At 66.9% G+C, this 25,470-nt stretch carries 25 protein-coding genes; 8 read left to right on the forward strand and 17 right to left on the reverse strand.

The window, feature by feature from the left end:
- Nucleotides 1-57: 57 nt before the first annotated feature.
- The 3 genes from QNO10_RS11915 to pdhA are packed head-to-tail and all read right to left on the reverse strand — an operon-like array spanning nt 58 to nt 4,089.
- Nucleotides 58-1,593, reverse strand: coding sequence for a dihydrolipoamide acetyltransferase family protein (locus tag QNO10_RS11915; protein ID WP_229947067.1), 1,536 nt, complete (start codon nt 1,591-1,593; stop codon nt 58-60).
- The gene (locus tag QNO10_RS11920) at nt 1,590-2,768 is read right to left on the reverse strand and encodes an alpha-ketoacid dehydrogenase subunit beta (RefSeq protein ID WP_229947066.1); all 1,179 of its coding nucleotides are present in this window, start codon (nt 2,766-2,768) and stop codon (nt 1,590-1,592) included. Before QNO10_RS11920 ends, QNO10_RS11915 begins: the two co-directional genes overlap by 4 nt.
- A 19-nt stretch (nt 2,769-2,787) precedes the next feature.
- Nucleotides 2,788-4,089 (reverse strand): pyruvate dehydrogenase (acetyl-transferring) E1 component subunit alpha, encoded by a 1,302-nt coding sequence (gene pdhA, locus QNO10_RS11925; RefSeq protein ID WP_229947064.1) that lies wholly within the window; start codon nt 4,087-4,089, stop codon nt 2,788-2,790.
- 186 nt (nt 4,090-4,275) lie between these two features.
- Between pdhA and QNO10_RS11930 the strand changes: the two genes are divergently transcribed.
- Nucleotides 4,276-4,728: an Lrp/AsnC family transcriptional regulator gene (locus QNO10_RS11930; RefSeq protein WP_229947062.1), complete on the forward strand. Its 453-nt coding sequence runs from the start codon at nt 4,276-4,278 to the stop codon at nt 4,726-4,728.
- A gap of 264 nt (nt 4,729-4,992) precedes the next feature.
- Here the strand turns inward: QNO10_RS11930 and QNO10_RS11935 are convergent, their stop codons facing one another.
- The 7 genes from QNO10_RS11935 to paaA form a co-directional block, all read right to left on the reverse strand.
- Nucleotides 4,993-5,241, reverse strand: coding sequence for a DUF6480 family protein (locus tag QNO10_RS11935; RefSeq protein WP_229947060.1), 249 nt, complete (start codon nt 5,239-5,241; stop codon nt 4,993-4,995).
- A gap of 165 nt (nt 5,242-5,406) precedes the next feature.
- Nucleotides 5,407-6,174, reverse strand: a complete 768-nt coding sequence (locus QNO10_RS11940) for an enoyl-CoA hydratase/isomerase family protein (RefSeq protein WP_229947057.1) — start codon at nt 6,172-6,174, stop codon at nt 5,407-5,409.
- 10 nt (nt 6,175-6,184) lie between these two features.
- A complete protein-coding gene (gene paaE / locus QNO10_RS11945; protein WP_229947054.1) occupies nt 6,185-7,318 on the reverse strand; it encodes a 1,2-phenylacetyl-CoA epoxidase subunit PaaE in 1,134 nt (377 codons plus the stop codon).
- 3 nt (nt 7,319-7,321) lie between these two features.
- Nucleotides 7,322-7,834: a 1,2-phenylacetyl-CoA epoxidase subunit PaaD gene (gene paaD, locus QNO10_RS11950; RefSeq protein ID WP_229947052.1), complete on the reverse strand. Its 513-nt coding sequence runs from the start codon at nt 7,832-7,834 to the stop codon at nt 7,322-7,324.
- 59 nt (nt 7,835-7,893) lie between these two features.
- Nucleotides 7,894-8,712, reverse strand: a complete 819-nt coding sequence (gene paaC / locus QNO10_RS11955; protein ID WP_229947049.1) for a 1,2-phenylacetyl-CoA epoxidase subunit PaaC — start codon at nt 8,710-8,712, stop codon at nt 7,894-7,896.
- Nucleotides 8,709-9,140, reverse strand: a complete 432-nt coding sequence (gene paaB, locus QNO10_RS11960) for a 1,2-phenylacetyl-CoA epoxidase subunit PaaB (RefSeq protein WP_229947045.1) — start codon at nt 9,138-9,140, stop codon at nt 8,709-8,711. The genes paaC and paaB overlap by 4 nt, the downstream gene beginning before the upstream one ends.
- 2 nt (nt 9,141-9,142) lie before the next feature.
- Nucleotides 9,143-10,105, reverse strand: a complete 963-nt coding sequence (gene paaA / locus QNO10_RS11965) for a 1,2-phenylacetyl-CoA epoxidase subunit PaaA (RefSeq protein ID WP_229947043.1) — start codon at nt 10,103-10,105, stop codon at nt 9,143-9,145.
- A gap of 131 nt (nt 10,106-10,236) precedes the next feature.
- Between paaA and QNO10_RS11970 the strand changes: the two genes are divergently transcribed.
- The gene (locus QNO10_RS11970) at nt 10,237-10,893 is read left to right on the forward strand and encodes a hypothetical protein (protein ID WP_229947041.1); all 657 of its coding nucleotides are present in this window, start codon (nt 10,237-10,239) and stop codon (nt 10,891-10,893) included.
- On the opposite strand, the gene QNO10_RS11975 is transcribed toward QNO10_RS11970, so the two are convergent.
- Together QNO10_RS11975 and QNO10_RS11980 are read right to left on the reverse strand one after the other, a co-directional pair.
- Complete coding sequence (locus QNO10_RS11975; protein WP_229947039.1) at nt 10,890-11,090, reverse strand: helix-turn-helix transcriptional regulator; 201 nt, start codon at nt 11,088-11,090, stop codon at nt 10,890-10,892. The genes QNO10_RS11970 and QNO10_RS11975 overlap by 4 nt on opposite strands.
- A gap of 2 nt (nt 11,091-11,092) precedes the next feature.
- Entirely contained in the window at nt 11,093-11,518 is a 426-nt protein-coding gene (locus QNO10_RS11980; RefSeq protein WP_229947036.1) for a hypothetical protein, read from the reverse strand.
- 145 nt (nt 11,519-11,663) lie between these two features.
- On the opposite strand from QNO10_RS11980, the gene QNO10_RS11985 reads away from it, so the two are divergent.
- Complete coding sequence (locus tag QNO10_RS11985) at nt 11,664-13,841, forward strand: S9 family peptidase (protein ID WP_229947034.1); 2,178 nt, start codon at nt 11,664-11,666, stop codon at nt 13,839-13,841.
- A 140-nt stretch (nt 13,842-13,981) separates the two neighbouring features.
- Here QNO10_RS11985 and QNO10_RS11990 read toward each other — a convergent pair whose 3' ends face one another.
- Nucleotides 13,982-14,833: a DedA family protein gene (locus tag QNO10_RS11990; protein ID WP_442860230.1), complete on the reverse strand. Its 852-nt coding sequence runs from the start codon at nt 14,831-14,833 to the stop codon at nt 13,982-13,984.
- Nucleotides 14,834-15,031: 198 nt separating this feature from the next.
- Between QNO10_RS11990 and QNO10_RS11995 the strand changes: the two genes are divergently transcribed.
- The 3 genes from QNO10_RS11995 to QNO10_RS12005 all read left to right on the forward strand — a co-directional run bounded on the left by QNO10_RS11995 (nt 15,032) and on the right by QNO10_RS12005 (nt 17,681).
- On the forward strand, nt 15,032-15,523 hold the full coding sequence (locus QNO10_RS11995) for a hotdog fold thioesterase (protein WP_229947028.1): 492 nt from the start codon (nt 15,032-15,034) through the stop codon (nt 15,521-15,523).
- Nucleotides 15,520-16,872, forward strand: a complete 1,353-nt coding sequence (gene paaK, locus QNO10_RS12000; RefSeq protein ID WP_229947026.1) for a phenylacetate--CoA ligase PaaK — start codon at nt 15,520-15,522, stop codon at nt 16,870-16,872. The genes QNO10_RS11995 and paaK overlap by 4 nt, the downstream gene beginning before the upstream one ends.
- Before the next feature lie 191 nt (nt 16,873-17,063).
- On the forward strand, nt 17,064-17,681 hold the full coding sequence (locus QNO10_RS12005) for a TetR/AcrR family transcriptional regulator (RefSeq protein WP_442860241.1): 618 nt from the start codon (nt 17,064-17,066) through the stop codon (nt 17,679-17,681).
- Between the two features lie 54 nt (nt 17,682-17,735).
- Here the strand turns inward: QNO10_RS12005 and paaZ are convergent, their stop codons facing one another.
- The gene (paaZ, locus tag QNO10_RS12010; protein WP_229947024.1) at nt 17,736-19,811 is read right to left on the reverse strand and encodes a phenylacetic acid degradation bifunctional protein PaaZ; all 2,076 of its coding nucleotides are present in this window, start codon (nt 19,809-19,811) and stop codon (nt 17,736-17,738) included.
- 247 nt (nt 19,812-20,058) lie between these two features.
- Between paaZ and QNO10_RS12015 the strand changes: the two genes are divergently transcribed.
- A complete protein-coding gene (locus QNO10_RS12015; RefSeq protein WP_229947022.1) occupies nt 20,059-21,027 on the forward strand; it encodes an SGNH/GDSL hydrolase family protein in 969 nt (322 codons plus the stop codon).
- A 55-nt stretch (nt 21,028-21,082) separates the two neighbouring features.
- Here the strand turns inward: QNO10_RS12015 and QNO10_RS12020 are convergent, their stop codons facing one another.
- From QNO10_RS12020 to QNO10_RS12030, 3 genes are all read right to left on the reverse strand, one after another.
- On the reverse strand, nt 21,083-22,465 hold the full coding sequence (locus QNO10_RS12020) for an FAD-binding oxidoreductase (protein ID WP_229947021.1): 1,383 nt from the start codon (nt 22,463-22,465) through the stop codon (nt 21,083-21,085).
- A gap of 161 nt (nt 22,466-22,626) precedes the next feature.
- A complete protein-coding gene (locus tag QNO10_RS12025) occupies nt 22,627-23,700 on the reverse strand; it encodes an ATP-dependent DNA ligase (RefSeq protein ID WP_229947019.1) in 1,074 nt (357 codons plus the stop codon).
- 10 nt (nt 23,701-23,710) lie between these two features.
- The gene (locus QNO10_RS12030; RefSeq protein WP_229947015.1) at nt 23,711-24,262 is read right to left on the reverse strand and encodes an RBBP9/YdeN family alpha/beta hydrolase; all 552 of its coding nucleotides are present in this window, start codon (nt 24,260-24,262) and stop codon (nt 23,711-23,713) included.
- A 71-nt stretch (nt 24,263-24,333) separates the two neighbouring features.
- Between QNO10_RS12030 and QNO10_RS12035 the strand changes: the two genes are divergently transcribed.
- Nucleotides 24,334-25,353 (forward strand): LLM class flavin-dependent oxidoreductase, encoded by a 1,020-nt coding sequence (locus tag QNO10_RS12035; RefSeq protein ID WP_229947012.1) that lies wholly within the window; start codon nt 24,334-24,336, stop codon nt 25,351-25,353.
- The last annotated feature ends 117 nt before the right edge of the window (nt 25,354-25,470 follow it).

Raw genomic sequence — 25,470 nt, forward strand, 5'->3', positions numbered from 1 at the left:
GCTTTCCTTTCGCTGGCCGGTCTCCAACCTATCGCGGGTGATTGCTCCCGGCCCGTATTAGAGGTCCGCAAGGACACGGCCAGGGTTTTCGACGGCGTCGGCAACGTAGCGCAGGAAACCGCCGGCGGTCGCGCCGTCGCACACGCGGTGGTCGAACACCAGGGTCAGCTGGGTGACTTTCCGGACGGCAAGCTGGCCGGAGACGACCCACGGCTTGTCAATGATGCGTCCCACGCCGAGGATGGCCGACTCGGGATAATTGATGATCGCGGCGCTTCCGTCCACGCCGTAGACACCGTAGTTATTCAGGGTAAAGGTGCCCGAGGAAAGCTCCTCCGGGGTAGCCCTGCCGTCCTGTGCAGCGGTGGTGAGGCGGCGGATCTCTGCATCCAGGTCCCGTGTGGACAGGGCGTCTGCCCGCCGGACGGAGGGAACCATCAGCCCGCGCCCGGTCTGGACAGCGATGCCAAGGTTGATGCCGTCGAAAGCCTCAATCGCAGCTTCGTGTTCTTCCCCCTCAGCCGGGCTCCCGGAGCTGTCCCCCGCGGCCACGAAGCGGGTGTTGAGCGCCGGGAATAGGGCGAGACCGGCGAGCGTGAACCGCGCCAGGAAGGCCAGCAACGAGGGTACGTCCTGCCGCTGCTCCGACAGGACATCACGCAGCTCCATGAGGGGCGTCGCATCCACATCCACCCAGACGGTTGCTTCCGGTATAAGACTCCGGCTCCGGCTCAGGTTCGCGGCAATCGTGCGCCGGACTCCCCGGACGGGCGTGCGCGAGATGACGCCGAGCCCCGTCCGGACATCTCGTATGTCCCGGACGTCCCGGATGTCCCGGACGTCTCGGGCAGCCCGGACGGCTCGTGTCTCCGCGGCGTCCCGGGCAGCCCGGCCGGCTGCCTCAACCACCTCGCCCTCGACCACCTCACGCTGGGCCACCTCAACCTGGGCCACCCCGCTCTGGACGCCCTCGGCCACCCGTGCGGTAGCCGCTGCCCGGCTGGCCACCTCGGCCTCGACGTCGCGCCGGAGGATCAACCCCTCGGGACCGGTCCCGGAAAGATCCGTCAGCTTCACTCCGGCATCGCGGGCCATCCTGCGGACCAGCGGGGAAACGCACCGCGGAGCTTCGGGCCGGACCGGGACCGCCGCAACCGGGGCAGCAGGCGCCGCCATCCGCCGGCGGGGTGCGCGGGTGCGCCGGGGTGCTAAGCCGGATTCCGGGGTCCCGTAACCGATGAGCACATTCCCAGACCCGGCCCTCTCTTCCTGCCGGTACGCCTCTCCCTCCGCCGATGCCCCAACACCCGCTTCAGGAACCGCCGCCGTCACAGACGTTTCGGGTGCTGCGGCCGAGGTCTCCACCGAGATCAGTGGACGCCCGACGTCGATGCTGTCGCCGGCCTCACCGTGCAGCTGGGCAATCGTGCCGGCAAACGGCGACGGAACCTCGACCAGGGATTTGGCGGTTTCCACCTCCGCCACAGGCTGGTCGACGACCACCGTGTCTCCTTCAGCCACGAGCCAATTCACCAGCTCGGCTTCCGTCAGTCCTTCGCCCAGGTCCGGCAACAGGAAGGTACGCACGCTCATCGTCGGGCCTCCGAACTGCCGGATCGCGGGGAACTGCGGGTTTCCAAGCTGCCGGCTTCCATGCTGCCCGTTCCTTCGTTTTCAGCTGCGGGCTCGTCCCACTGCAGCTCATCCACGGCGTCCAGGATCCGGTCCACCCCGGGCAGGTACCAGTGCTCCAGCTTCGGTGCCGGATACGGAACATCGAACCCGGTCACCCTCAGCACCGGGGCAGCAAGGGAATGGAAGCAGCGTTCCTGGATACGGGCAACGATTTCAGCGGCCACGGAAGCGAAACCGGGGGCTTCGGCAATAACCACTGCCCGCCCGGTGCGCCGGACCGACTCGTCCACGGTGGCGTCGTCGTACGGGACAATCGACCGCAGGTCGATGACTTCCAGGGACCGTCCCTCGGCCTCGGCGGCTGCCGCGGCAGCCAGTGCCGTCGACACCGACGGACCGTAGGCGACCAGCGTCGCATCCGTTCCGGTGCGTGCCACCGCAGCTGTACCGATGCCTCCCGGAACCTCCCGGCCTGTGCGTACTGCCTCATCGGCTGCCTGCCGCAGGGCGGCAAGGTCCACCGTTTCCTTGCTCCAATAAAGCTTCTTCGGCTCCAGGAACACCACCGGATCATTCAGCCGGATGGCGGCGCGCAGCAGGGAGTAGGCATCGGCCACGGTTGCCGGCGCGACGACGGTCAGGCCCGGAGTGTGTGCGTAGTAGGCCTCCGAGGAATCGCAGTGGTGCTCCACTCCGCCAATTCCACCGGCGTACGGAATGCGGATCACCATGGGCAGCTTCACCTTCCCGCGCGTCCGGTTGGACATCTTCGCGACGTGGCTGACCACCTGCTCGAAGGCGGGATAGGCGAAGGCGTCAAACTGCATTTCCACCACCGGCCGCAGTCCGTTCATCGCCATGCCGACTGCCATGCCCATGATCCCGGACTCGGCCAGCGGAGTGTCGAAGCAGCGGCCTGTTCCGAACCGTGCCGTCAGCCCGTCGGTGATCCGGAAGACCCCTCCGAGCGGCCCTACATCCTCGCCGAAGACCACCACCGACGCATCGGCAGCCATTTCGTCGGCGAGCGCGGCGTTGAGTGCCTTGGCGAAGGTCAGGGATTCAGACCCGGAAGGTGCTTCGCCGTCCAGGTCCCGCGCCTCGGGGCGGGTGTCCGTAGCGTTTGCTGCCATAGTGCTGCCTTTCCGATGGTCAGCGCTGGGCGCTGGAGGTGCCGGGGGTTTCCGGGTGGGAATTGGCAGCGGGGCTGCCGCCCGGTTCCCCGCTTTCCGGGTCGCCGCCCGGGTCGCCGCCCGGTTCGCGGCCAGGTTCGCTGTCGCTGCATTCCGGTTCACCGTTTTCCGGTGCATCTCCGCTGGGTCCGCTGCGGCCGATTTCACCGCGCAGAAGCTCGGCCTGCTCATCCAGCTGCGGTGTGGCCCGAGTGTAGACATGCTTAAACAGGGCCATCGGATCCGGGTCGACGTCGGTGTTCAGGCCTTCCCGCATGGCCGCCGCGAGGGCTTCGGCCTCTGCCGCCAGTGCTTCCTCGCGCTCATCATCCAACAGTCCGGCGGCGCGCAGGTAAGTCCGTGCCCGCACCACCGGGTCCCGGGAAACCCAGCCCTGCACTTCCTCGGCCGAGCGGTACCGGGTGGCGTCGTCGGCGTTGGTGTGGGCCTGCATGCGGTAGGTGTGCGCCTCCACGAGCGAGGGGCCGCCACCCTCGCGCGCCCGCTCCACGGCCGCACCCAGGACGGAAAGGAGCGCGGCGACGTCGTTGCCGTCCACCCGTTCCCCCGGCATGCCGTAGCCGACGGCTTTATGCGCCAGGGACGGAGCCACCGATTGGTTTTTCAGCGGCACCGAGATGGCATATTCGTTGTTCTGGATGAAGAAAACCACGGGCACATGGAACACCGCAGCGAAGTTCAGCGCCTCATGGAAGTCACCCTCGCTGGTCGCACCGTCACCGCACAGGGCCAGCACCACGGTGTCCTCGCCCTTGAGTTTGGCCGCATGGGCGACGCCGACGGCGTGCAGCAGCTGCGTGGCCAGCGGAGTCGCCTGGGGTGCCACCCGGTACTCATACGGGTCGTATCCGCTGTGCCAGTCCCCGCGCAGCAGCGTCAGCACCTGCAGCGGATCCACACCACGGGACATCACGGCAACACTGTCCCGGTACGTAGGGAACAGCCAGTCCTGTGCCTGCAGCACCGCGGCGGCGGCCACCTGGCAGGCCTCCTGCCCGTGCGAGGAGGGATAGACAGCCAGCCGGCCCTGCCGCACCAGGGCGTTCGCCTGGTCATTGATCCGGCGTCCGGCCACCAGCCGGGCGTAAGCATCCTGCAGCATGCCGCTGCCGGGCAACGGGTAACGGGGGTCGTGGTGTTCCTTGCCGTCCAGATCGATCAGCTGGACGGGAACATCCGAGGGAAGCAGCGCGTGCACGGGTCCGGAACCGCTTTCGGCAGGCACATCGACCTGCCGGGTCCTGCCGGTGGAGATGGTCATTACGAGCCTCCGTCTGCCAGCACCGCGGCGCCGTTGCACGCGGGATGTACTGTCTTGCCAGTATGCTTTCGGCGGTACTTTCGTGACCAGCATTCCCGTAAATCTTGGACGGCAGCGCACTCCAGGCGTATTCTGATGGACACCTTGCAAATGTTACGCAGATTACTTGGGGAGAGCGTGGACATTATGACTACAACGCAGGTGCAGCCGCTGGACGACGTTGACCGGAAAATCCTGGCCGTCCTGCGCTCCGACGGAAGGGCCTCGTTTACGGCCGTCGCGCAGGCCGTACACATATCCCGGGCGCATGCCTACTCCCGGATTGCCCGGCTCACCGAATCCGGGGTACTCAGCCGATTTACCGCACTGGTGGATCCGGAGAAGGCAGGGCTCGGCTCCTCCGCGTACGTCACCCTGAAGGTCCGCCAGCACGCCTGGCGGGAATTGAAGGACCGCCTCAGCGAGGTGCCGGAGATCCACCACATTGCCCTGGTGGGTGGTTCCTTTGACGTTATAGTGCTGGTCCGCGCCGAGGACAACATCCACCTGCGCAGGGTCATCTTTGACCAGCTGCAGTCCATGCCGGGTGTCCTGGACACCCAGACGTTCCTGGTCTTCGAAGAACGCGACACCCGATAGGTTCCGGAACCTACCAGCAAAGACAGAAGAGGCAGGGCCTGCAGCTGCAGGCCCTGCCTCTTTCGTTCGCCGGTATCAGTTCGCCGGTATCAGCCGGCCCGGTCACCGTGGTCAGTCGGGTTACTTAGTCCGCCCCGCCACTCTGGCCAGTCCGGTTACTTTGGCCAGTCCAGCCACTCTCGTCAGCCCGGCGACCCTGATCTGCACCGCCGCTCTGGTCAGAGGCCACCCCGTTCAGCCAGTGAACGCCGGCCGACCGAAGGATCAGTTTTCGTCGTGCCCCTGGTCGGAGCTCATCTGGTCCTCTGCCGGAGGGGTCTCCCCCGGGGGAACCCCGCCGCCGGGCTCCAGGCCGGTGATGTTGCCATCCAGCGGATCAGGATTGGTGCTTCCTGCCTTCGTCTCACTGTGGGCGTGGTTGCCGGTGCCCTCCTGCGTTCCGGAGCCCTTCTGCGCGTCCTTGGGCTTGTCCGGGTTCGCCGGGTCGTTGTTCGGGTTGTAGCTGTCGGCCATGTTCCGCCTCCTCGGTTTCTCAGAGTTCTCTAGCGCCGGTAAGCACCTGTTGTAAGCATGCTTACGAGTTACTCCCAACCTAGCCCTGCGTCCGCCGCACCACAACCCGGGCCAGGCCGGCCCACGTCCTGGGCCAAGCCGGTTCCGGGTGCGGACACTGCCCCATCAACCTTGGAAAACAGGCCTGCGCTTGGCCAGGAAAGCGCTGAATCCTTCCGCGTAATCGGGCGTTGCACTGAGCTTCTCCTGGACCGTGTTCTCCGCATCAAGCGCATCCCAGAACCCCAGGCGCCGGTCCCGGATCTCAGCCACCAGCTGCCGGGAAGCCGTATAGGCCTGGGTGGGACCGGACGCAACGCGGAGTGCCGTGGCCCGGGTGTGGTCCAGCAGGACGGTGGGGTCCAGAGCGCGGCTAAACAGGCCGGCGGCGACGGCCTCGGCTCCGGTCATCAGGTCCGCGGTGTAGATCAGGTCCAGGGTGCGGTGCGGCCCCAGCCGTTCGGTGAAGAGCCAGTGTCCGCCCGAGTCCAGTGCCGCACCGAGGTTGGCGAACGGAGAGCCGATCTTCGCATCGGTGGCTGCATATACGACGTCGGTGGCCACCAGCAGTCCGAGGCCCACCCCCAGGCACGCACCCTGGGCCGCCGCGAAGGTCGGTGCGGGAAAGGCCGACATCTTCTGCAGGAGCGGCCGCAGGCTGTCCACGAGGTAGCCGCGTGCATCGTCGTTTTCAGGCGAAACGGAGCCCAGGTCCCGTCCGGCACAGAAGCTCCTGCCCTCCCCGCGCAGCAACAGGGCGCGCACGCCGGCGGCTGCCGCGTCGTCGTACGCGTCCGCGAGCTCGGCCAGGGCAGACCTGTCCAGGGCATTGAGTTTCCGCGGGGCAGCCAGGACAACTTCCGCGACGCCGTCGTTGATGCTCAGTTCAATCATCGGTGCCCTCCTAGGCGTCGTAGTCCACGCTGACTTCGCTGCTGGTGGGGCGGCTCTGGCACGTCAGGATGTAGCCACGCTCCAGTTCCTCCGGTTCCAGTGCATAGTTCTCCTCCATGTCCACGCTGCCGGAGACCAGCTTGGCGCGGCAGGTGCCGCAGACACCACCGGCGCAGGCGAACGGTACATCAGGGCGCACCCGGAGGGCAGCGTTGAGCACCGATTCACGGGCATGCACCGGGCTGGCCACCTTGCCCTGCAGTCCGTCCAGCCGGAAAGTGATGTCGAAGTTGTCCCCGGAACTGTCGCGGAGAACGGGCCGGCCGGTGGAACCTTCCGGACGGTCTGGACGTGCCGTGGTGAACAATTCGAAACGCACCTTGGCCGGGTCAACCCCGCGCTCTGAGAGGGCATCGCGGCACAGCTGGACCAGGTCGAACGGGCCGCAGAGGAACCATTCATCCACTTCCCCAGCCGGCAGTACCGAGTCGATCAGGGTGGTGATCTTCCCGGCGTCGAGTCGTCCGCTGAGCAGCGGCGAAATGCGCTGCTCACGGGAAAGGACGTGGTGCAGGGCGAAGCGGGACGGATACCGGTCCTTCAGGTCCGCCAGCTCTTCGAGGAACATCACGTCCATCGCCGCCTTGTTCGCGTAGACGAGATCAAAGCGGGTGGTCGGCGACGAGGCCAGCACGGTCCGCGCGATGGCAATGACGGGCGTGATGCCCGACCCTGCAGCGACGGCGGCAAACATCTGCCCATGCGCCGGTCCCAGGTCGGCGGTGCCGGGGGCATGGCGGGAGATGAAACTGCCGGCCGGGCTCATCACGTCCAGCACGTCACCGGCCTTCAGATGCTCGTTCACCCAGGAGGAAAACAGTCCCCCGAGATCCCGTTTGACTGCCACCCGCAGTTCTCCGGGTAGCGGTTCGGCGCAGATGGAATAGCTGCGCCGCAGCTCCGTGCCGTCCAGCACGGTTCGCAGGGCGACGTACTGGCCCGGCAGGTAGGAGTAGGACTCCACGAGTTCCGGCGGCACGCCGAAGGTGACCTCCACGGCGTCGTCGGTCAATCTGCGTACGGCGGCAACCGTCAGGGGGTGGAAGGCGCCGCGGCGCAGCGGCGCTTCGGGAAGGACGGTCATGGGTCAGAGCACCTTGAAGTAGTCGAACGGCTCCCGGCACTCGCCGCAGACCCAGAGCGCCTTGCAGGACGTGGACCCGAAGCGGGTCAGTTCATGGGTATTCAGCGAGGAACACTGGGGGCATTTCACGCTCAGGCCCACCCGCACGGGTCCCGCAGCGGCACGGCCCGACGGCGGCGCGATGCCGTAGGCGTCCAGCTTCGCCTTTCCGGCGCTGCTCATCCAGTCGGTGGTCCATGCCGGTGCAAGCTCCAGCGAAACCGAGACGGCGGGATAGCCGGCAGCGCGGAGGGCCGCGGTGACGTCGGAGCGGATGGCGTCCATGGCGGGGCAGCCGGAATAGGTGGGTGTGATGGCCACCTCGACGCGGTCGCCGGAAATCTCCACCCGCCGCAGCACACCGAGGTCCTCGATGGTCAGTACCGGAATCTCGGGATCACAGACCGTCGCGGCCACATCCCAGGCGGCTGCGGCCGCCGGGTCGGCCGGGCGCAGGACGGGAGGTTCCGGCCGCATATCCGGGGTTTCCGGATGTGCGGCAGGTGGTTGCGGACGCAGGCGGGATTCCATCAGGCTCACCATGCGGCACCGGGATGTTGGCGGGCCAGCACCTGCATCTCGGCCAGCAGGTAGCCCAGGTGCTCACTGTGCCGGCCCTGCCGGCCACCGCCGGGGGCAGGTGGAACCGCGGGCAGCTCCACTTCGGCTTCGCGGAGCACAGCGGCGATGTCGCGGTCAAAGGCAGCCTTCAGCGACGAGGGCAGGACGGCACGGCCGCCGAGTGAGACCACGAGTTCGTCGTCGTCGAACAGCTCGCCCACGTACGGCCAGGTGAGTTCGAGCGCGCGGATCATCCGGCGTCGGGATTCGTCCGTACCCAGGGCCAGCCGGAGCACCCACTGGATGCTGTGGTCCCGGTGATAGTCCACTTCCTTGACCGCCTTGGCGGCGATCGCGGACAGGGTGGGGTCGGTGGAATGCTGCAGGGCCGAGTAAAGCCCGAACTGATAGCAGGAAACCGCCAGCTGCCGGGCGATGGTCCGGGCGAAGTCGCCGTTGGGCTGTTCCACCAGATGCACCGAACGGAATTCGGTCTCGTCCCGCCAGTACGCGAGGTCGTCCTCGGTGCGGCCGTCGGCGCTGCCGGCATAGCTGAGGAAGGACCGGGCGTGGCCGATCAGGTCCAGCGCAATGTTGCCCAGCGCAACGTCTTCCTCCAGTTCCGGCGCCCGGGAAATCCACCAGCCCAGGCGCTGGGCCAGCACCAGGGCGTCGTCGCCAAGGCGCAGGGCGTAGGCGGCGGTGTCCGGATCGGCACGGGTTTGTGCAGCGGCAATGTCCTCCGGCCGAAGTGCGTTGCCGGGAGTGATGCGGGTAGCGCTGTCCGAATTCACAGGTGCTTCACCCCCTCGGACTTGGTGTAGTAGGTGGCGTGCCGGTAATCCTTGCCCTGCGGGGACTCGAAGAACTGCCCCTTGGCATCGGGGTCGCTGGCGATGATGGCCGACGCCGGCACCACCCAGAGCGAGACACCCTCGTTGCGCCGGGTGTAAAGGTCGCGTGCGTTGCGGACGGCCATATCGGCGTCGGGGGCGTGCAGCGAACCGGCATGGACGTGGGACAGCCCCCGGGAGGACCGGACAAAGACTTCCCACAGCGGCCAGGCGGTCCGGGAAGCCCCAGCCGTGCCGGGGTCTGCGTGCTTCTCGGCCGCTTCGGTCAGGGCCGTGCCGGTTGCCGCGCCCGTTGCCGGGTCCTGCGGTGCCGTGGCTGTCCCGACCGGTTTGGAACCGTCGTCGCCCGTTGTGGATCCACCGGTCATCGCTAAGCCACCCCCGCTTCGGCCGAGCCGGCACCTGCCGCTTGCCGCGCAGCATAGGCCGCCGCGGCTTCCCGCACCCAGGCGCCGTCTTCATGGGCTTCCCGCCGCCGGGCCAGCCGCTGTGAGTTGCACGGCCCGCGCCCGGCGAGGACCTCGGAAAACTCGTTCCAGTCCAGCGGCCCGTGTTCCCAGCTGCCGGTCTCCCCGTTGTAGCGGATGTCCTCGTCGGGAAGGGTCAGCCCGAGGACTTTCACCTGTTCCACGATCATTCCGACAAACCGGGACCGGAGTTCGTCATTGGTGAAGCGCTTGATGTTCCAGGCCATGGACTGGCGTGAGTTCGGGGAATCCTCATCCGGCGGTCCGAACATCATCAGCGACGGCGCGTACCAGCGGTTGATTGCGTCCTGGGCCATCTCGCGCTGCGCGGGCGTGCCGTTGGCCAGTTCCAGCAGGATCTCGAAGCCCTGCCGCTGGTGGAAGGATTCCTCCTTGCAGATCCGCACCATGGCCCGTCCGTAGGGGCCGTAGGAGGCCCGGCAGAGCGGCACCTGGTTGCAGATTGCGGCACCGTCCACGAGCCAGCCGATGGCCCCCATGTCCGCCCAGGTCAGTGTGGGGTAGTTGAAGATGCTTGAGTAGCGCGCCTTGCCGGCGATGAGGTCGGCGGTCATCCGGTCCCGCGGGGTGCCCAGCGTTTCGGCGGCGGAGTACAGGTAGAGCCCGTGGCCTGCTTCATCCTGGACCTTGGCCATGAGGATCGCTTTGCGCTTCAGGGAGGGTGCACGGGTGATCCAGTTGGCTTCGGGCTGCATACCGATGATTTCCGAATGCGCATGCTGCGAGATCTGCCGCACGAGGGTCTTGCGGTAGCCCTCGGGCATCCAGTCGCGCGGCTCCACCCTGGCATCCGCCGCAATCAGCGCCTCGAAGTGCTTCTGGCCGGCTGAAGGCTCTGCACTCATGGTTACTCCGCCATCCTGCTCATTTAATAATTACTGACCGTTCGTTCAGGATATGGAGGGGTGTTGTGCCCGTCAAGGGTCCGGGCTATGGAAAACTGATGGAAAGAAGTGACGGTCTGGAGAGGATTGTGATGGCTATACCCGAGCCCGGTGCCGGCCGCCGGACCGTTCCAGCCGGCGTGCCTTCCACCAGCGGATCACCTGCAGGGCAGGCAGACGCCGGTCATGCAGAGGCGAAGCAGGCAGAGACAGCGCAGGCCGCCGCAGGGCAGGCAGAGACAGCGCAGGCAGAGCGGCCATCGGTCGCCGTCGTCATTGTGCCCACCCTTCTGGGACTGCTGGGTTTCTTTGCCGTTGCGGCCGCTGTGACCGCTGATGCCGCCACGGTCAGTGTCACCGTTCCCGGGATGCTGCTGGCCCTTACCGCCCTGGTGGTGGCCGGGGTCAGTCCGCTGTACGCCCGGAATTCCACCTGGCTGTCCCTGCGCCGCCCGGCCGTGCTGCTGGCTTTATGCCTTCTGGTGGAGGCGGCATTGTTCCTGTTCGCTCCGCAGCTGGTCCTGTTCTCGTTGCCCGCACTGCCGCTCGCGCTGGGCGGGGGTGCGGTACTGCTGGCCACGAGCCTGTGGGGACAGTTCCGCAAGGGTCCGGCAGCCGAGCCGGTGCTGCTCCCCCTGCGTGAATCGCCGCCCCGGCCCTTCACTTCGACCCTGCTGGTGGTGGCGGTGAACTGGGCGCTCTTCCTTGCGGCCGGAGCATTGTGCGCCTGGCTCCTGCTCGGAGATTAGTTCCCTGCTTCAGGCGTAAAAATCTCCTCGATGCTCCTGCCGAAGACTGCGGCAAGACGGAAAGCCAGGGGTAGCGAAGGATCGAACCGCCCCTTCTCGATGGAGATCACGGTCTGCCGCGATACGCCGAGCAGAGCCGCCAATTGCACCTGGGATAAACCCAGCCGCTGACGCTCTACGGCCACAGTGTTCTGCATTCCTAGGAGTTGCGGCGCTTCAGGAGCGCATAACGCAGCGACCAGGCGGCCAGCCCGGCAGCGCAATAGACGGGCAGGGGAACATCCAGGTTCAGGAGGGTCTCGGCAAGGACGCCCACGGCGAGCAGGACCATGAGATCGACGAAGGCCCGGGACGACGCCGCATCGGACCAGGAGCGTTCCACGTCCGCCGCTGACTCCACCTCCACGCGGTCGGTTTCTGCGACATTGAACACCAGCAACCACAGTGCGGCCGCCAACACAGGCCCTGTCGCGGCGGCAAAGACGGCGGCGGAGACCAGCGGGCTGGCTCCGCTGGTGGCCGACGCCGCCCATCCCAGCAGCGCACCGGCTGCGGTTCCGCCGACGACGGCCCCGGCAACCCGAACGCGCTTGTCCACCGTGCGGATGCCCGCATTATTCTTCATGCGGGCATCCTGCTCCCTGAACGGAATTAAGTCAAGGAAGCTTTACATCCGATCGGCGGGTGGTTCCCGCCGCCGCGGGATCAGCCGCCAGCATAAAGCCCGCGGGGTCCTTCGACGCCGCCGCAGGGGTCGATATATTCGAAGCATGACTACTCCCCAGCCCCCGGTTGCCAAGAAAGTCCCCACCGAACGCACCCGCCACGGTGACACGTTCATCGACAACTACGAATGGCTGAGGGAAAAGGAAAATCCGGAGGTGGTGGAACACCTCAAGGCGGAGAACGCCTACGCCGCAGCAATGACTGCTGACCAGGAACAGCTGCGCGGGGAAATCTTCAACGAAATCAAGAACCGCACCGAGGAAACGGACCTCTCCGTTCCCGCACGCAAAAAGGGCTGGTGGTATTACTCCCGCACTGAGGAAGGCAAGCAGTACGCCATCCACTGCCGCACCGCCGCGCAGGACACCGGGGACCTCGACGCCGACTGGACGCCTCCCGCCGTCGTGCCCGGAGTGGCAGTTCCGGGCGAACAGATCCTGGTGGACGGCAACGCCGAAGCCGAAGGCAAACCGTTCTTCTCGCTCGGCGGCCTGGCCGTGACCGAGGACGGAAACCTGCTGGCGTACTCCGAAGACAACGCCGGAGACGAGCGCTTCACGCTGCGGATCAAGGACCTTCGCACCGGGGAACTGCTGCCGGACGTCATTTCCAATGTCTTTTACTCGCTGGCCTTCTCCCCCGATGGAAACCGGGTGTTCTACACGGTGGTCGATGACTCCTGGCGCCCATACCAGGTCAAGGCCCACACGCTCGGCACCCCGGTGGAGGACGACGTCGTCATCTACCAGGAGGATGACATTGCCATGTGGACCGGATTCGACCTCTCGCCGGACCGCCGGCAGCTGCTCATCGGCATCAGCAGCTCCGAATACAGCGAATACCGGGTCCTGGACTTCGACGACCCCACCGACACCGTGCGTACCCTGATTCCGCGGAGCGAACGCATCCTCTACGAGGCCGAGCCCCTGACCCTGGACGGAACGCGGCACTACCTGCTGACCCACAACCGGAACGCACTGAATTCCATGCTCTCCCTCGTTGCCGAGGCCGAGTTTTCGAAGCCCCTGGCGGACCAGCACTGGCAGACCGTGATCGCCCATGACGACACCGTGCGCGTCAACGGTGCCGCGGTAACCCGCAGCCATGTCCTGGTGTCCGTCCGCAAAGACACCACCGAGCGGGTCCAAATCCTGCCCGTGGAAGGCCTCGGCACCCCGGCACAGGGCGTCCCGGTGGAACCGGCGTTCGACGAGGAGCTGTACACCGCGAATTTGGCCAACGCCGAGTTCGATTCGCCGATTGTCCGCCTGAGCTACACCTCCTTCCTCACGCCGCCGCGGGTGTACGACTACGTCCTGGCCACCGGCGAGCTGGAACTGCGGAAGGAAACCCCCGTCAAGGGCGGCTACCGCTCCGAGGATTACGTAGCGGAGCGGGAATGGGCGACGGCGGCGGACGGCACCCGCATCCCGCTCTCCGTCATCCGCCGGGCGGACCTGCAGAAGGACGGCAGCAACCCTGCCCTTGTCTACGCGTACGGCAGCTACGAGATGAGCATGGACCCGGGGTTCAACATCGCCCGGCTGTCCCTGCTGGACCGCGGCGTGGTCTACGTCGTGGCGCACATCCGTGGCGGCGGCGAGATGGGCCGGGCCTGGTACGACGACGGCAAGAAGTTGAACAAGAAAAACACCTTCACTGACTTCGTGGATGCCACCGACTGGGTCGCCGCCTCCGGGTGGGCGGATCCGGACCGGATCGCTGCCATGGGTGGTTCCGCCGGCGGGCTGCTGATGGGTGCCATCGCCAACCTGGCCCCCGAAAAGTACCGGGCCATCGTGGCGCAGGTGCCCTTCGTGGACGCGCTGACCACCATCCTGGATCCGGACCTGCCCCTCTCGGCCCTGGAATGGGAGGAATGGGGCAATCCCATCACCGACCCCGAGGTCTACCGGTACATGAAGGAATACAGCCCGTACGAGAACGTCCGGGCCGTGGCCTATCCGCAGATTGCCGCAGTCACCAGTTTCAATGACACCCGCGTGCTGTATGTGGAACCGGCCAAGTGGGTGGCGCAGCTGCGCGAAACCAGCACGGGCAGCGAACCGATCGTGCTGAAGATCGAGATGGACGGGGGCCACGGCGGCGCCTCCGGCCGGTACGAGGCCTGGAAGGACCGGGCCTGGGACTACGCCTTCATCCTGTCCGCCCTCGGCGCACGGGAGCTGCTCCCGGCCGCCCGCACGGAGGACGCTGCCTAGGCAGGAGACCTCGGGGCTTCCCGTTTCCCATAGACGAAAAGCAGGGCCGTTCCCCCACCGGGAGCGGCCCTGCTTTTTCGAAGAAATGGTCCTACCCGCGGAACCCGAAGGACCGGGCGACCACCGGGGGAAAGCGGAAGTTACTCCGCTGCGCCCGCACCTTCGGCTTGGGTCTTACCGGAGGCGGTGTGCCCGGAGACAGTGTTACCGGGGGCAGGGTTCCCGGAGACAGTGTTCCCGGCTGCAGTGTTCCCGGCGCTGCGGCGCGGCTGGGTCTCTTCCGCCGCATCATCCTTCGACTCATCGTCAGTGATGGCCTTGTGGGACTGCCGGATCACCTCAACGACGATCGGAATGACGGAGAGCACCACCACGGCCACGAAGATCAGGTCCAGGTTCTCCCGGACAAAAGGCACCCGGTCGCCCAGCACATAGCCCAGCAGGGTCACGCCCACACCCCAGACAAATGCGCCCAGGGCATTGAAGCCGACGAAGGCCTTGTATTCCATCTGCGCGACGCCGGCCACCACGGGCGTGAACGTCCGGACCACCGGCACGAACCGGGCCAGGACCACTGCCTTGCCGCCGTGCCGGTCGAAGAAGACCTGGGCCCGTTTCACGTTTTCCCGTTTGAAGAGCCTGCTGTCGGGCCGGTTGAAAACAGCTGGTCCCGCCTTCTTGCCGATGAAGTAGCCCGTCTGGTCACCCGCGAAGGCACAAATGAAGACAAGGACTCCCAGCAGCCAGACATTAATGTCGATGGTGCCGGTGGCGACAAGGAGACCGGCAGTGAAAAGCAGGGAGTCGCCGGGCAGGAAGAAGCCCACAAGCAGTCCGGTTTCAGCAAAGACAATGCCGCAGACCAGCAGGACCACCCACGGTCCGAGGGCTGGATCGGCAAGGAACACCTGCGGGTCCAGCCAATGAGGCAAAAGGGACGAAGTAGGAGGCCGCACAGGGCCGGCAACGGCTGTGGCCGCGGAGAGAGTCACCTCACTAGGGTACGTCATGCCCCCGTGGGAACGACGGACCGCCCAAAAGACGGGACAGCAGCCCAGACCGGGCCATAACCGCGGCATTCCGGTCATCTTTCCCGCCTAGACCGCTCCGATGCCGCTCTTTGACCCCTCCTTGACAGGCGGCAGCCGCCGATATTACCTAATGAACATTCGGTAATGAAATGAGGTCCAATGGCTGACACCGATGTCACCCGGGATTCACACCCTGCCCACCCCCTCCTGGTCAACGATGCAGCGTCGGCATGGCTGGGGATCCAGGTTCTGGAGACCGGAGGCGGAAGGGCACGCATCTCGATGCTGCTTCGTCCCGAGATGGTGAACGGCTTCGGCATCGGCCACGGTGGGATGGTCTTCGCGTTTGCCGACACCGCCTTTGCCCTGGCCTGCAACCCCGAAGCCGGCGGCCCGGCAGTACAGCGGGAGAACATCACCGTTGCCGCAGGCGCCGATATCACTTTCCTGGCACCGGTGCAGGTGGGCGAGCTGCTGACGGCGGCCGCTGAACACCGTGCAGGCAACGGGCGCAGCGGTGTGTATGACATCGAGGTACGTTCCGAACGCCCGGACGGCACCTCCGACGTCGTCGCCCTGTTCCGGGGACGGTCGCGCACCATGCGCAACCCCGCCCGGCCCGCTGCGGTCCCGGCAGGAAGCCGCGCATGAAATCGACGCCCGCTCTTCTCAAGTCCACTGCCGCCGATCCCTCGAGCCTGGACCCGGAGGAACGCATGAGTCGGGATGAGCTGGAAACCCTCCAGCTCAAGCGGCTCCAGCAGACCCTCGCGTACGCGTATGAACAGGTGCCGCTGTACCGGCGCAAGTTCGACGACGCCGGCGTGCACCCGTCGGATCTGCAGGATCTGAGCGACCTTGCGCGGTTCCCGTACACCACCAAGGAGGACCTGCGCTCGACCTATCCGTTTGGCATGTTCGCCGTCCCCCAGCAGCAGGTTGCCCGCATCCATGCCTCCTCCGGAACCACCGGGCGGCCCACCGTCGTCGGGTATACGGCAGGCGACCTGGACCGGTGGGCGTCACTGGTGGCCCGGTCGCTGCGTGCCTCCGGCGTCCAGCGTGGGTACAAGGTCCACAACGCCTACGGCTACGGGCTCTTTACCGGCGGGTTGGGAGCACACTTCGGCGCGGAGAAACTCGGCTGCACGGTCATCCCCGTCTCCGGCGGGCAGACGGAGCGGCAGGTCCAGCTCATCCTGGACTTCGAACCGGACACCATCCTCTGCACGCCCACCTACCTGCTGGCCATTGCCGACGCCATGGCAGCCGCCGGAATCGATCCGCGCTCCACATCGTTGAAGAACGCCGTCCTCGGCGCCGAGCCCTGGACCGAGGAAATGCGGCACGAACTGGAAATGCTGATGGACCTGGACGCCTGCGACATCTACGGGCTCTCGGAGGTCATGGGTCCGGGCGTGGCCGGGGAGTGCGTGGAAAGCAAGGACGGATCCCATATCTGGGAGGACCACTTCCGGCCGGAGATCATCGACCCGTTTGATGACACCCGGGTCCTGGGCGACGGCGAACCGGGCGAGCTGGTCTTCACCTCGCTGACCAAGGAAGCGCTGCCGATCATCCGTTACCGCACCCACGACCTCACCCGCCTGCTGCCAGGCACCGCCCGGCCGTCCATGCGCAGGATGGGACGCATCACCGGCCGCAGCGACGACATGATCATTCTGCGCGGAGTCAACCTCTTCCCCACCCAGATCGAGGAAATCGCCCTGCGTATCCCGGCCCTAAGCCCGCATTTCCAGCTCGAAATCACCCGTCCGGGACGTCTCGACGAGCTGACGGTGCGGATCGAGCGGCGGACAGATGCCACGACGCCGGAATCCGCCGCCGCCGCAGCTGAGCTGGAGGCACAGGTGAAAATGCACATCGGATCCTCCTGCGCTGTTCAGGTCGTCGATCCCGGGACGCTGGCACGATCCAGCGGCAAACTGCGGCGGATCCACGACCTGCGCCGCGGTCCCGACGCCGGCACCCCGCGGTGAACCGACCGTTGACGTGGGAAAATGGCGCCATGCCTGCCGCCTCCCGTCCCTCCTCTTCCGCCAACTCCGCCAACTCCGCCAACTCCGCCTCCGCTGTGGACGACCGCACTGAATCCGTGGAGTCCGCAGCCGGGGCAGCTGGGACCACATCCGCCGTCGACCCCGTTCCCGCCGTCGATCCCATTTCCGCCGTGGACGCCACCGTCGATCCCGCGTCCGGTCCGCGCCGGGGCCGGCCGGGCCATGATCAGCAGACGGTGCTGAACGTGGCCGTGGATGTCTTCAACCGGCACGGCTACGAAGCCACGTCGATGGGGATCCTCGCCGAAAACCTGGGCATCACGAAGTCGGCGATCTATCATCACGTGCCGTCCAAGGGCGATCTGCTCCGTCTGGCACTGGACCACGCACTGGACGGTCTTGAGGCGGTGCTGGATGATCCGCAGGCGGCATCGGGTCCTGCGGATGTGCGGCTGGAGTTTGTCCTGCGCGGCACCATCCAGGTGCTGACAGAGCGGTTGCCGTTCGTCACCCTGCTGCTGCGGCTGCGCGGCAACACCGAGATTGAGCGCAGTGCGCTGGCCCGGCGCCGGGAATTCGACCACCGGGTGGCCGGGCTGGTGGAGGCGGCGCGGAGCGAGGGGTCCGTGCGCAGCGACATTGATCCCCGCACCACCACCCGGCTGCTGTTCGGCACGATCAACTCGATCGTGGAGTGGTACAAACCCGGCGGACCGCTGCCTGCCCAGAAGCTCGCGGACAACATCATCACCATGGTCTTCGACGGGCTGCATACCCGACGGCAGTAACGCTCGCCCGGCTAGCAGGAGGCGCAGTGCCTGACCGGCTGATACTTCCCGGCGTTACTTCTCGACCAGGGTCAGCACGTCGTAAGTGGCCACCAGTTCGTCGTTCTGGTTGGTTAGCACGGCGTCCCAGGCCACCTCGCCGTAGTCGTCGGTTTCCCGGGGCGTGATCTTCTTGGCAGTCAGTGTGACGCGGATGGAGTCCCCCGCCGCCACCGGCGTCAGGAACCGCAGGTTTTCCAGGCCGTAGTTAGCAAGCACGGGACCAGGGGCCGGATCCACGAACAGGCCCGCACCCCAGGACAGCAGCAGGTACCCGTGCGCCACGATGCCGGGGAAAAACGGATTCGCCTCAGCCGCTGCCGCGTCCGTATGGGCGTAGAACGTATCCCCCGTGGTCTCCGCAAAGGCCGCAATATCCTCGAGTGCCACTTCCCGCAGGTCCGACCGCACGGCGTCGCCCACCCGCAGCTCGCTGAGCGGTTTGCGGAACGGATGTCCGGCGTCGAACCGGCGGTCGGCCCCGGAATGCCAGATGCCGGTGAGAGCCGTGAGCATGTTGGGTGAGCCCTGCACCGCGGTGCGCTGCATGTAGTGCCGGACGGCGCGGATGCCGCCCAGTTCCTCGCCGCCGCCTGCCCGGCCCGGGCCGCCGTGGACCAGGTGCGGCACGGGCGAGCCGTGCCCGGTGGAGGACCGTGCGTCTTCCCGGTTCAGGAACAACACCCGCCCGTGATGTCCGGCTATGCCGGTGAGCAGTTCCCGGGCCACGTCCGGATCATTGGTGCAGACCGTGGCGACCAGGGATCCGCCGCCGCGCGCGGCGAGGCGGACGGCGTCGGTGACGTCGGTGTAGCCCACCACCGAGGCCACCGGACCGAACGCTTCGATGCTGTGCAGCGCATCGGCGTCGCTGTCCGGCCACGTCAGCAGCAGCGGTTCCATAAAGGCACCCTCCGGCGCGGGTCCCGTGCGTCCGTCCACCAGGACGACGTCGGGCGCGTCCAGGGATCCCAGCGCCAGTTCCGCGCCGGCAGCCAGCATCCGCTGCACGGCGTTCCGGACGCTGTCCAGCTGCTCCCGGGAGGCCAGGGCGCCCATCGTGACGTTCTCCGCGCGCGGATGACCCAGGACCACGCGGCCGCGGATGCGTTCTGCGGCAGCGGCCACCACGTCATCCACGAGGCCCGCGGGAACAATGGCCCGGCGGATCGCGGTGCACTTCTGCCCGGCCTTGGCCGTGATCTCAGTGACCAGCGACCGGATAAACGCGTCGAACTCGGGGGTTCCGGGTACCGCGTCGGGGCCGAGGATGGCTGCATTCAGCGAATCCGTTTCCGCTGTGAACCGCACCCCGCCCGTGGCGATGCGGGGGTGCGACCGCAGCCGCTCCGCCGTATCAGCCGAACCGGTGAAAGAGACCATGTCCCGGTAGTCGAGGTGGTCCGGCAGGTCCCGCGCGGAACCCGAAACCAACTGCAGGGATCCGGCGGGGAGGATGCCGGCGTCCACAATCATCCGGACGGCTGCTGCCGTGATGTATCCCGTGGGGCTGGCTGGCTTGACGATGCTGGGCACCCCGGCAAGGAACGCCGGCGCCAGTTTTTCCAGCATGCCCCAGACCGGGAAGTTGAAGGCGTTGATCTGCACGGCGACGCCCGGGATGCGGGTGTACAGGTGCTCGCCGAGAAATGAGCCGTCCTTGGCGAGCTGTTCCGCGGCACCGTCGATAATCACGGTCGAGTTCGGCAGTTCCCGCCGGCCTTTGGACCCGTAGGCAAACAAGACACCGATGCCGCCGTCAATGTCCACCAGCGAGTCCGTCCGGGTGGCGCCGCTGCGGGCCGATACGGCGTACAGCTCGTCGCGCTGGGCGTTGAGGCGCACCGCCAGTTCCTTTAGCATCAGGGCACGCTGGTGAAAGGTGGATTTACCCAGTTCCGTCTGGCCCACGGTCCGGGCGTAGTCGACGGCGGCGGCGGTATCCAGGCCCTCGCTGCTCACCAGGACGAGCAGTTCACCGGTGCTGGCGTCATACACTTCCGTACCGCGCGGTCCGGCAGGATCGGGGGTCCACCAGGCGTCCCGGATATAGCTGGGAACCGTCTCAACGTCTATGGCCGTTGCCGTCATTTTCGGGCCTTTCGCAGCAGGGAAAGCCGCAGCCAGCCTCCGGAGGCACCCTCGCCTGCACGGATTACTGACCATGCGGTCGGTATCTCGCCAGCGTAGCGGAAAGCTTCCCCTGCCACATCTGTCCACCCCCTGGATCATGGCCGCCTTCGTGGGCCCTGAGTGGTCGTGTGTCGTGGTTGCCGCCCGCTGCGCACTGCGACAGACTCGTGCCTAACCGCTGTACCCGCTGCAAAGGAGCACAATGATGAGCCCCATTCCCGCACTGTCCCGCCGTTTGGCCGTTCTGGTTCTGGGCAGCGCCGCCTTCTTGGCGGGCGGCGCCGCCCCGGCCGCCGCCGTCGGCCAGGGATCCGAGTCCCGTGGCGGACACTCAGCGGAACACCGCGGCGGGAACGGCCACGGGAATGGCCATGGGAATGGCAGCGGGCGGGGAAACAGCGGCGTCGATTATGTTGCGTTCGGTGATTCGTATGCCTCCGGCTACGGCGGCGGACCGGTGCTGGACGCGTGCGGCCGGACCGCCCAGGGCTACCCCGCTCTCCTGGATGCCCAAAACCGGGTGGAGCTCGACGGCGACGTCACCTGCGCGGGCGCGACCGCCCTGACGACGCCGCCCGCAGCACCCGCCGGACCGGTGGACCTGCCCGAGCAGATTGACGACGCCGAGGCCCGCGGCCTCCTGACTAAACAGACCGACGCCGTCACCGTCACGATTGGCGGCAATGACGTGAGGTTCGGTTCCGTGGTGGCCGCCTGTGCCGGCGCACAGCTGCCGGCCACCTGCGCTCCCGCCATCGAGCAGACGGCAGCATATGCACGAAACGTCCTGGCGCCGGAGCTGGCAGAACAGTTTGCCCGGATCACTGAGCTGGCTCCGAAGGCGACCCTGGTGGTGACCGGTTACCCGTACCTGTTCGAGGCCGGCACCCCCGGACCGCTCAGTGCCCAGGCGCAGGCTCTCTTCAACGAGGGAACCGACGCCCTGAACGCGGTCCTCGAGGAGCAGGTTCCGCGTGGCGGGGTGTTCGTGGACGTGGTGGACGAGTTTGCCGGGCACGGTGTTGGTTCCACTGATTCCTGGATCCTCTTCGAGGGTGGACAGTTCGATCTGCACCCGACGGAGACGGGTTACCGGGAGGGCTACACCGCAGCCATCCTCGAGGACGCGGGGCGCGCATTCGGGGCGGACTGCCGTGGAGGGAACCGCCGGTAGCGGCCACACCGCAGAGGGCCACCGGCGGCAGCCCTCAAGACGCCGGCGGCAGCCCTCAGGACACCGGCACCGGCACCGCGTGGCCGAACCGGAACAGGTTCTGCGGATCGTAGGTGGCCTTGGCCGCCTGCAACCGCCGAAGAACCTCCGGGTCCCAGGCGGGTTGGACTCCTGACTCCGTGCGTACGTGTCCACGCAGGTTGATAAGCGCCCCTGCGGTGTACGGTTCGACGGCGGCGTCGAGCCTCTCCAAAGCCGCTGCAGTGGCGTCCGCAACCGGCGGAACGTTCAGCCCCAGGGAGTAGAGGTTAAATCCTGCCCCGCGGCCGGATACCGCGTCCTCGACCGGAGGATCCAGCGCCAGGGCACCACCCATCAGCCGGATCTCCGTCATCATCAAGGGAGTATCCGATCCCGGCCCCACCTGCTCCAGCAGGGCGTCTGCCAGGCCCTCGGGCAAGGAACCCAGCAGCGAGCCGCTGTCCAGGCTTGGCACCGGCTCATCCGGGTCCATGTGGATGCTGTCCACTGCCCCGTAGTCCATCGGCCCGGCCGTATCCATCATCGGCTCGGATACATGCCTCATGGGTTCCAGCAGCATATTGCCGCTTTCCGGGCTGCCGAACAGCGCGAACCGCAGATGCACCGGAGCGGTTCCGCGCAGCTCCTCGGGCAGGAACGGAACATCCGGCAGGTGCAGGAAGGCCAGGGACGCCGAGGCGTCGCTCGGCAGCTGGGCGGTCCAGGCGCGGAAGGCATCGAGGACCTCCGGACCTGAGTCTTCCGGATACATGATGCCGCCGCCGTAGAACTCCCGGAACGGGGTCAGCCCAAGCGTCATGGACGTGATGACGCCGAAATTACCCTTGCCGCCGCGCAGCGCCGCGAACAACTCGGCGTCCTCGCTGTTTCCGGCTTCGAGATGCCGCAGCGTGCCGTCGGGGGTGACCACGTCAAGGGCCTGCACGTGGTCGCTGGCGAATCCCAATGCCCGGCCCATCAGCGGCAGCCCTCCGCCGGACGCGTAGCCGACCACACCGACCGTTCCGGAAGATCCATGCGGGCCAGTGAGCCCGAGCAGCACGGTCCGTTCCAGCACCGACCGCCAGCGCACCCCGGCACCTACGGTGACCGTGCCGGCGTCGGCGTCCACCGCCAGGTCCTGCAGCCGGGAGGTATTGATCAGCAGGCCCTCCTCCATCGCTGCCGCGGCACCGTGCCCGGTCGCCTGCATGCCCACGGGAACGCCACGCTGCGCTGCCCAGCGGACCGCATTGCGCACGTCCTCGGAGTCGACGGCACCCAGCACGGCGTCGGGCCGCTGGACCACCGAGGGGTTGAATCCAGCGGTGCCGTCGGCGTATCCGGGGCCGCCGAGGCGGTCCAGCGGGCCATGCACCACACGGCGGAGGGCTTCAAGGTCTGCATCCTGGAGCATGGGATTCTCCCGATCGACAGGGCAGGCCTGACAGGAGGCGTCGCGGCCTGCGTGGAGCTTGGGCTTAGACGTTAAGCACAGCCCGCCCGTTCCGGTCTACCCCTGCCGCGGATTTCCATATCTTCCTGCGGCAAATACCGCAGGCCGCGCGGCCGGGATTGTCAGGAGTCGCCGGCGAGGACTTCCTCGAGATCGAACTTCACCGGCTCCTCCAGCTGCCCGTAGGTGCAGGATTCCGGGGTGCGGTCCGGCCGCCAGCGGGAAAACTGAGCCACATGGCGGAACCGTTCCCCCTCCATATGGTCATAACGCACCTCGATTACCCGTTCCGGGCGCAGCGGGACGAAGGAGAAGTCCTTCTTCCCGTTCCAGCGGCTGCCCTCGGAGTTACGCGGGGTGCGGTTGCCCTTCTCCTGCTCCCCTTCGGCCCAGGGATGCCCTTCCTCGACGGCGACCAGAGACTGGAGCTCCTCGAACAGCTCCCGGCGCCGGTCCATGGAGAAGGAACTTGCCGCGCCCACGTTCACCAGCACGCCGTCGTCGTTGTAGAGGCCCAGCAGCAGCGAACCGATGAGGTCCGGCCCGCTTTTGTGCACCCGGTAGCCCGCGAGCACGCAGTCGGCGGTGCGCTCATGCTTGAGTTTGGCCATGGTGCGCTTGTTGGGTGAGTACGGAGCGTCCAGGGGTTTGGCCACGATCCCGTCCAGCCCGGCGCCTTCGAAGCGGGCGAACCAGTCCTGCGCGCGGTCCGCGTCGTCGGTGGCGGCGGTGACGGAGACCGGCGCCTCCGCCGTTTTCAGGGCCTGCACCAGGGCTTCCCGGCGCTCGGAAAACGGGCGGTCGCGGTAGTCGGTGTCACCCAGTGCCAGCAGGTCGAAGGCCACGAACCGGACCGGGGTTTCCTCAGCGAGCAGTTTAACCCGGCTGGCGGCGGGATGGATGCGCTGCTGGAGCAGTTCGAAATCGAGCCGCTTTCCGTCCGGGGCCACCATCACGATTTCGCCGTCCACCACGCACCGCTCGGGAAGATTCGCGCGGAGGGCGTCGACGAGTTCCGGGAAGTACCGTGTCATCGGCTTTTCGTTCCGGGAGCCGATTTCGACGTCGTCGCCGTCCCGGAAAATGATGGACCGGAACCCGTCCCACTTTGGTTCGTAGAGGTAGTCCCCGCGGGGCAGGGCACTGACGGGTTTGGCCAGCATCGGGGCAATCGGAGGCATCACCGGAAGATCCATGTGCCCATTCTTATCCGATTGCGGGCCGTTCCCCCAGCCCTGCGGTGAAGGCGGTGAACAGGTCGCGGCCCTGCTGCCAGGACCCCACACCGCTCTTTTCGTTGATGTGGGCCACCTCGCCGGCATCGATGACGGGCACGTTCCAGGCTGCGGCCATGCTCCGTGCCGCGGGCAGGGCGCAATAGGGGTCGCTCTGGCTGGCAATCAGCAGGCCGGGAACGGGCAGTTCCTCCATCCGCGGATTCCGGAATGTTTCAACAACTTGCGGGAAGGAGGCAGCAACGGGATCCGGCGGGCTGACCAGGAACGCGCCGCGGGCGCCGTCGGGGTTCCGATGCAGCCATTCCACTGCGGCCAGGCAGCCGAGGCTGTGCGCAACGAGGACCGTCTGCCCGTTCCGCGCTCCGGCGGACCGGTCCAGGGCAGCCATCCAGTCCTCCAGATCGGGTTCGTCCCACGACGACGGCGAGATGCGGGTGGCATCGGGCAGCTCTGCCTCCCAGCGGCTTTGCCACTGCTCCGGCGGTGAGCCCTGGTAGCCCGGGATTATGGTGATGTGCATTGGAGCTGCTTCCTTTCGCTGTCCTGCATGTGAGCGGGAATACTGCCGACCGCTCCGGCGCTGGAGCTGATATGAAGAAAATAGGGTTCCTGTCCTTCGGACATTACCGGAATGCGATTGGGTCGCTGACCCCTTCTGCGGGGGACGCACTGCGTCAGCAGGTTGAGTTGACCGTGGCTGCGGAAGAGATCGGGGTGGACGGTGCCTATCTGCGGGTCCACCACTTCGCACCGCAGTTCTCCGCACCGTTCCCGCTGCTCGCGGCTATGGCCGCCCGGACCAGCCGGATCGAGCTGGGCACCGGCGTGATCGACATGCGTTACATGAATCCGATTGGAATGGCCGAAGATGCTGCAGCCACCGATCTGATCAGCGCCGGACGGCTGCAGCTGGGCATCAGCCGGGGATCCCCCGAGCCGGCCCTGCGCGGTTATGAGTCCTTCGGCTACGTTCCCGGTCCGGATTCCTCCGACGCCGAGATGGCCCGGCAGCACACGGAAGTCTTCCGGGCCGCCATAGCCGGAGCAGGTGTGGCGCAGGCCGATCCGGCCATGACCGGCAGCACCGGCGCCATGGCCGTCGACCCCCTCTCCCCCGGTCTCCCCGGCCGCATCTGGTGGGGGTCCGGCACCCGGGCCACCGCCAAATGGACCGGAGAGCAGGGCATGAACCTCATGAGCTCCACCCTCCTCACCGAAGACACCGGTGTGCCGTTCGATCAGCTGCAGGCCGAGCAGATCGCCGTGTACCGGCAGGCGTGGGCCGACGCCGGGCATCAGGGCACACCGCGTGTGTCCGTCAGCCGCAGCATCATTCCCCTGGTGACCGAGGCGGACCGGCGGTACTTCGGGCTCCGTGCCCAGGCCGAAGGCCGCGACCAGGTGGGCCACCTAGACGGCGACCTGGCCCGGTTCGGCAAGAGCTACATCGGCGAACCGGACGTCATCGCCGCGGAACTGGCTGCGGATGCCGCCGTTCAGGAAGCGGATACGGTCCTGGTGACCGTGCCGAACCAGCTGGGCGTGGACTACAACGCGCAGCTGCTGGAAAGCATCGTCAAGCTCGTGGCACCGGGGGCCGGCTGGCGGTAAGCCGGTCCCGGGGGTGCCCCCCCCCAGCGGTCTGGAACCTTGGCACCTTCGGGGCCTGGATCCGGCGGCAACGAAATTCCCCGCTCGCAGAGCTCGTGGAGAATATTAAAGCCGCCT

This window comes from Arthrobacter sp. zg-Y919, assembly GCF_030142045.1.
GTDB lineage: Bacteria > Actinomycetota > Actinomycetes > Actinomycetales > Micrococcaceae > Arthrobacter_B.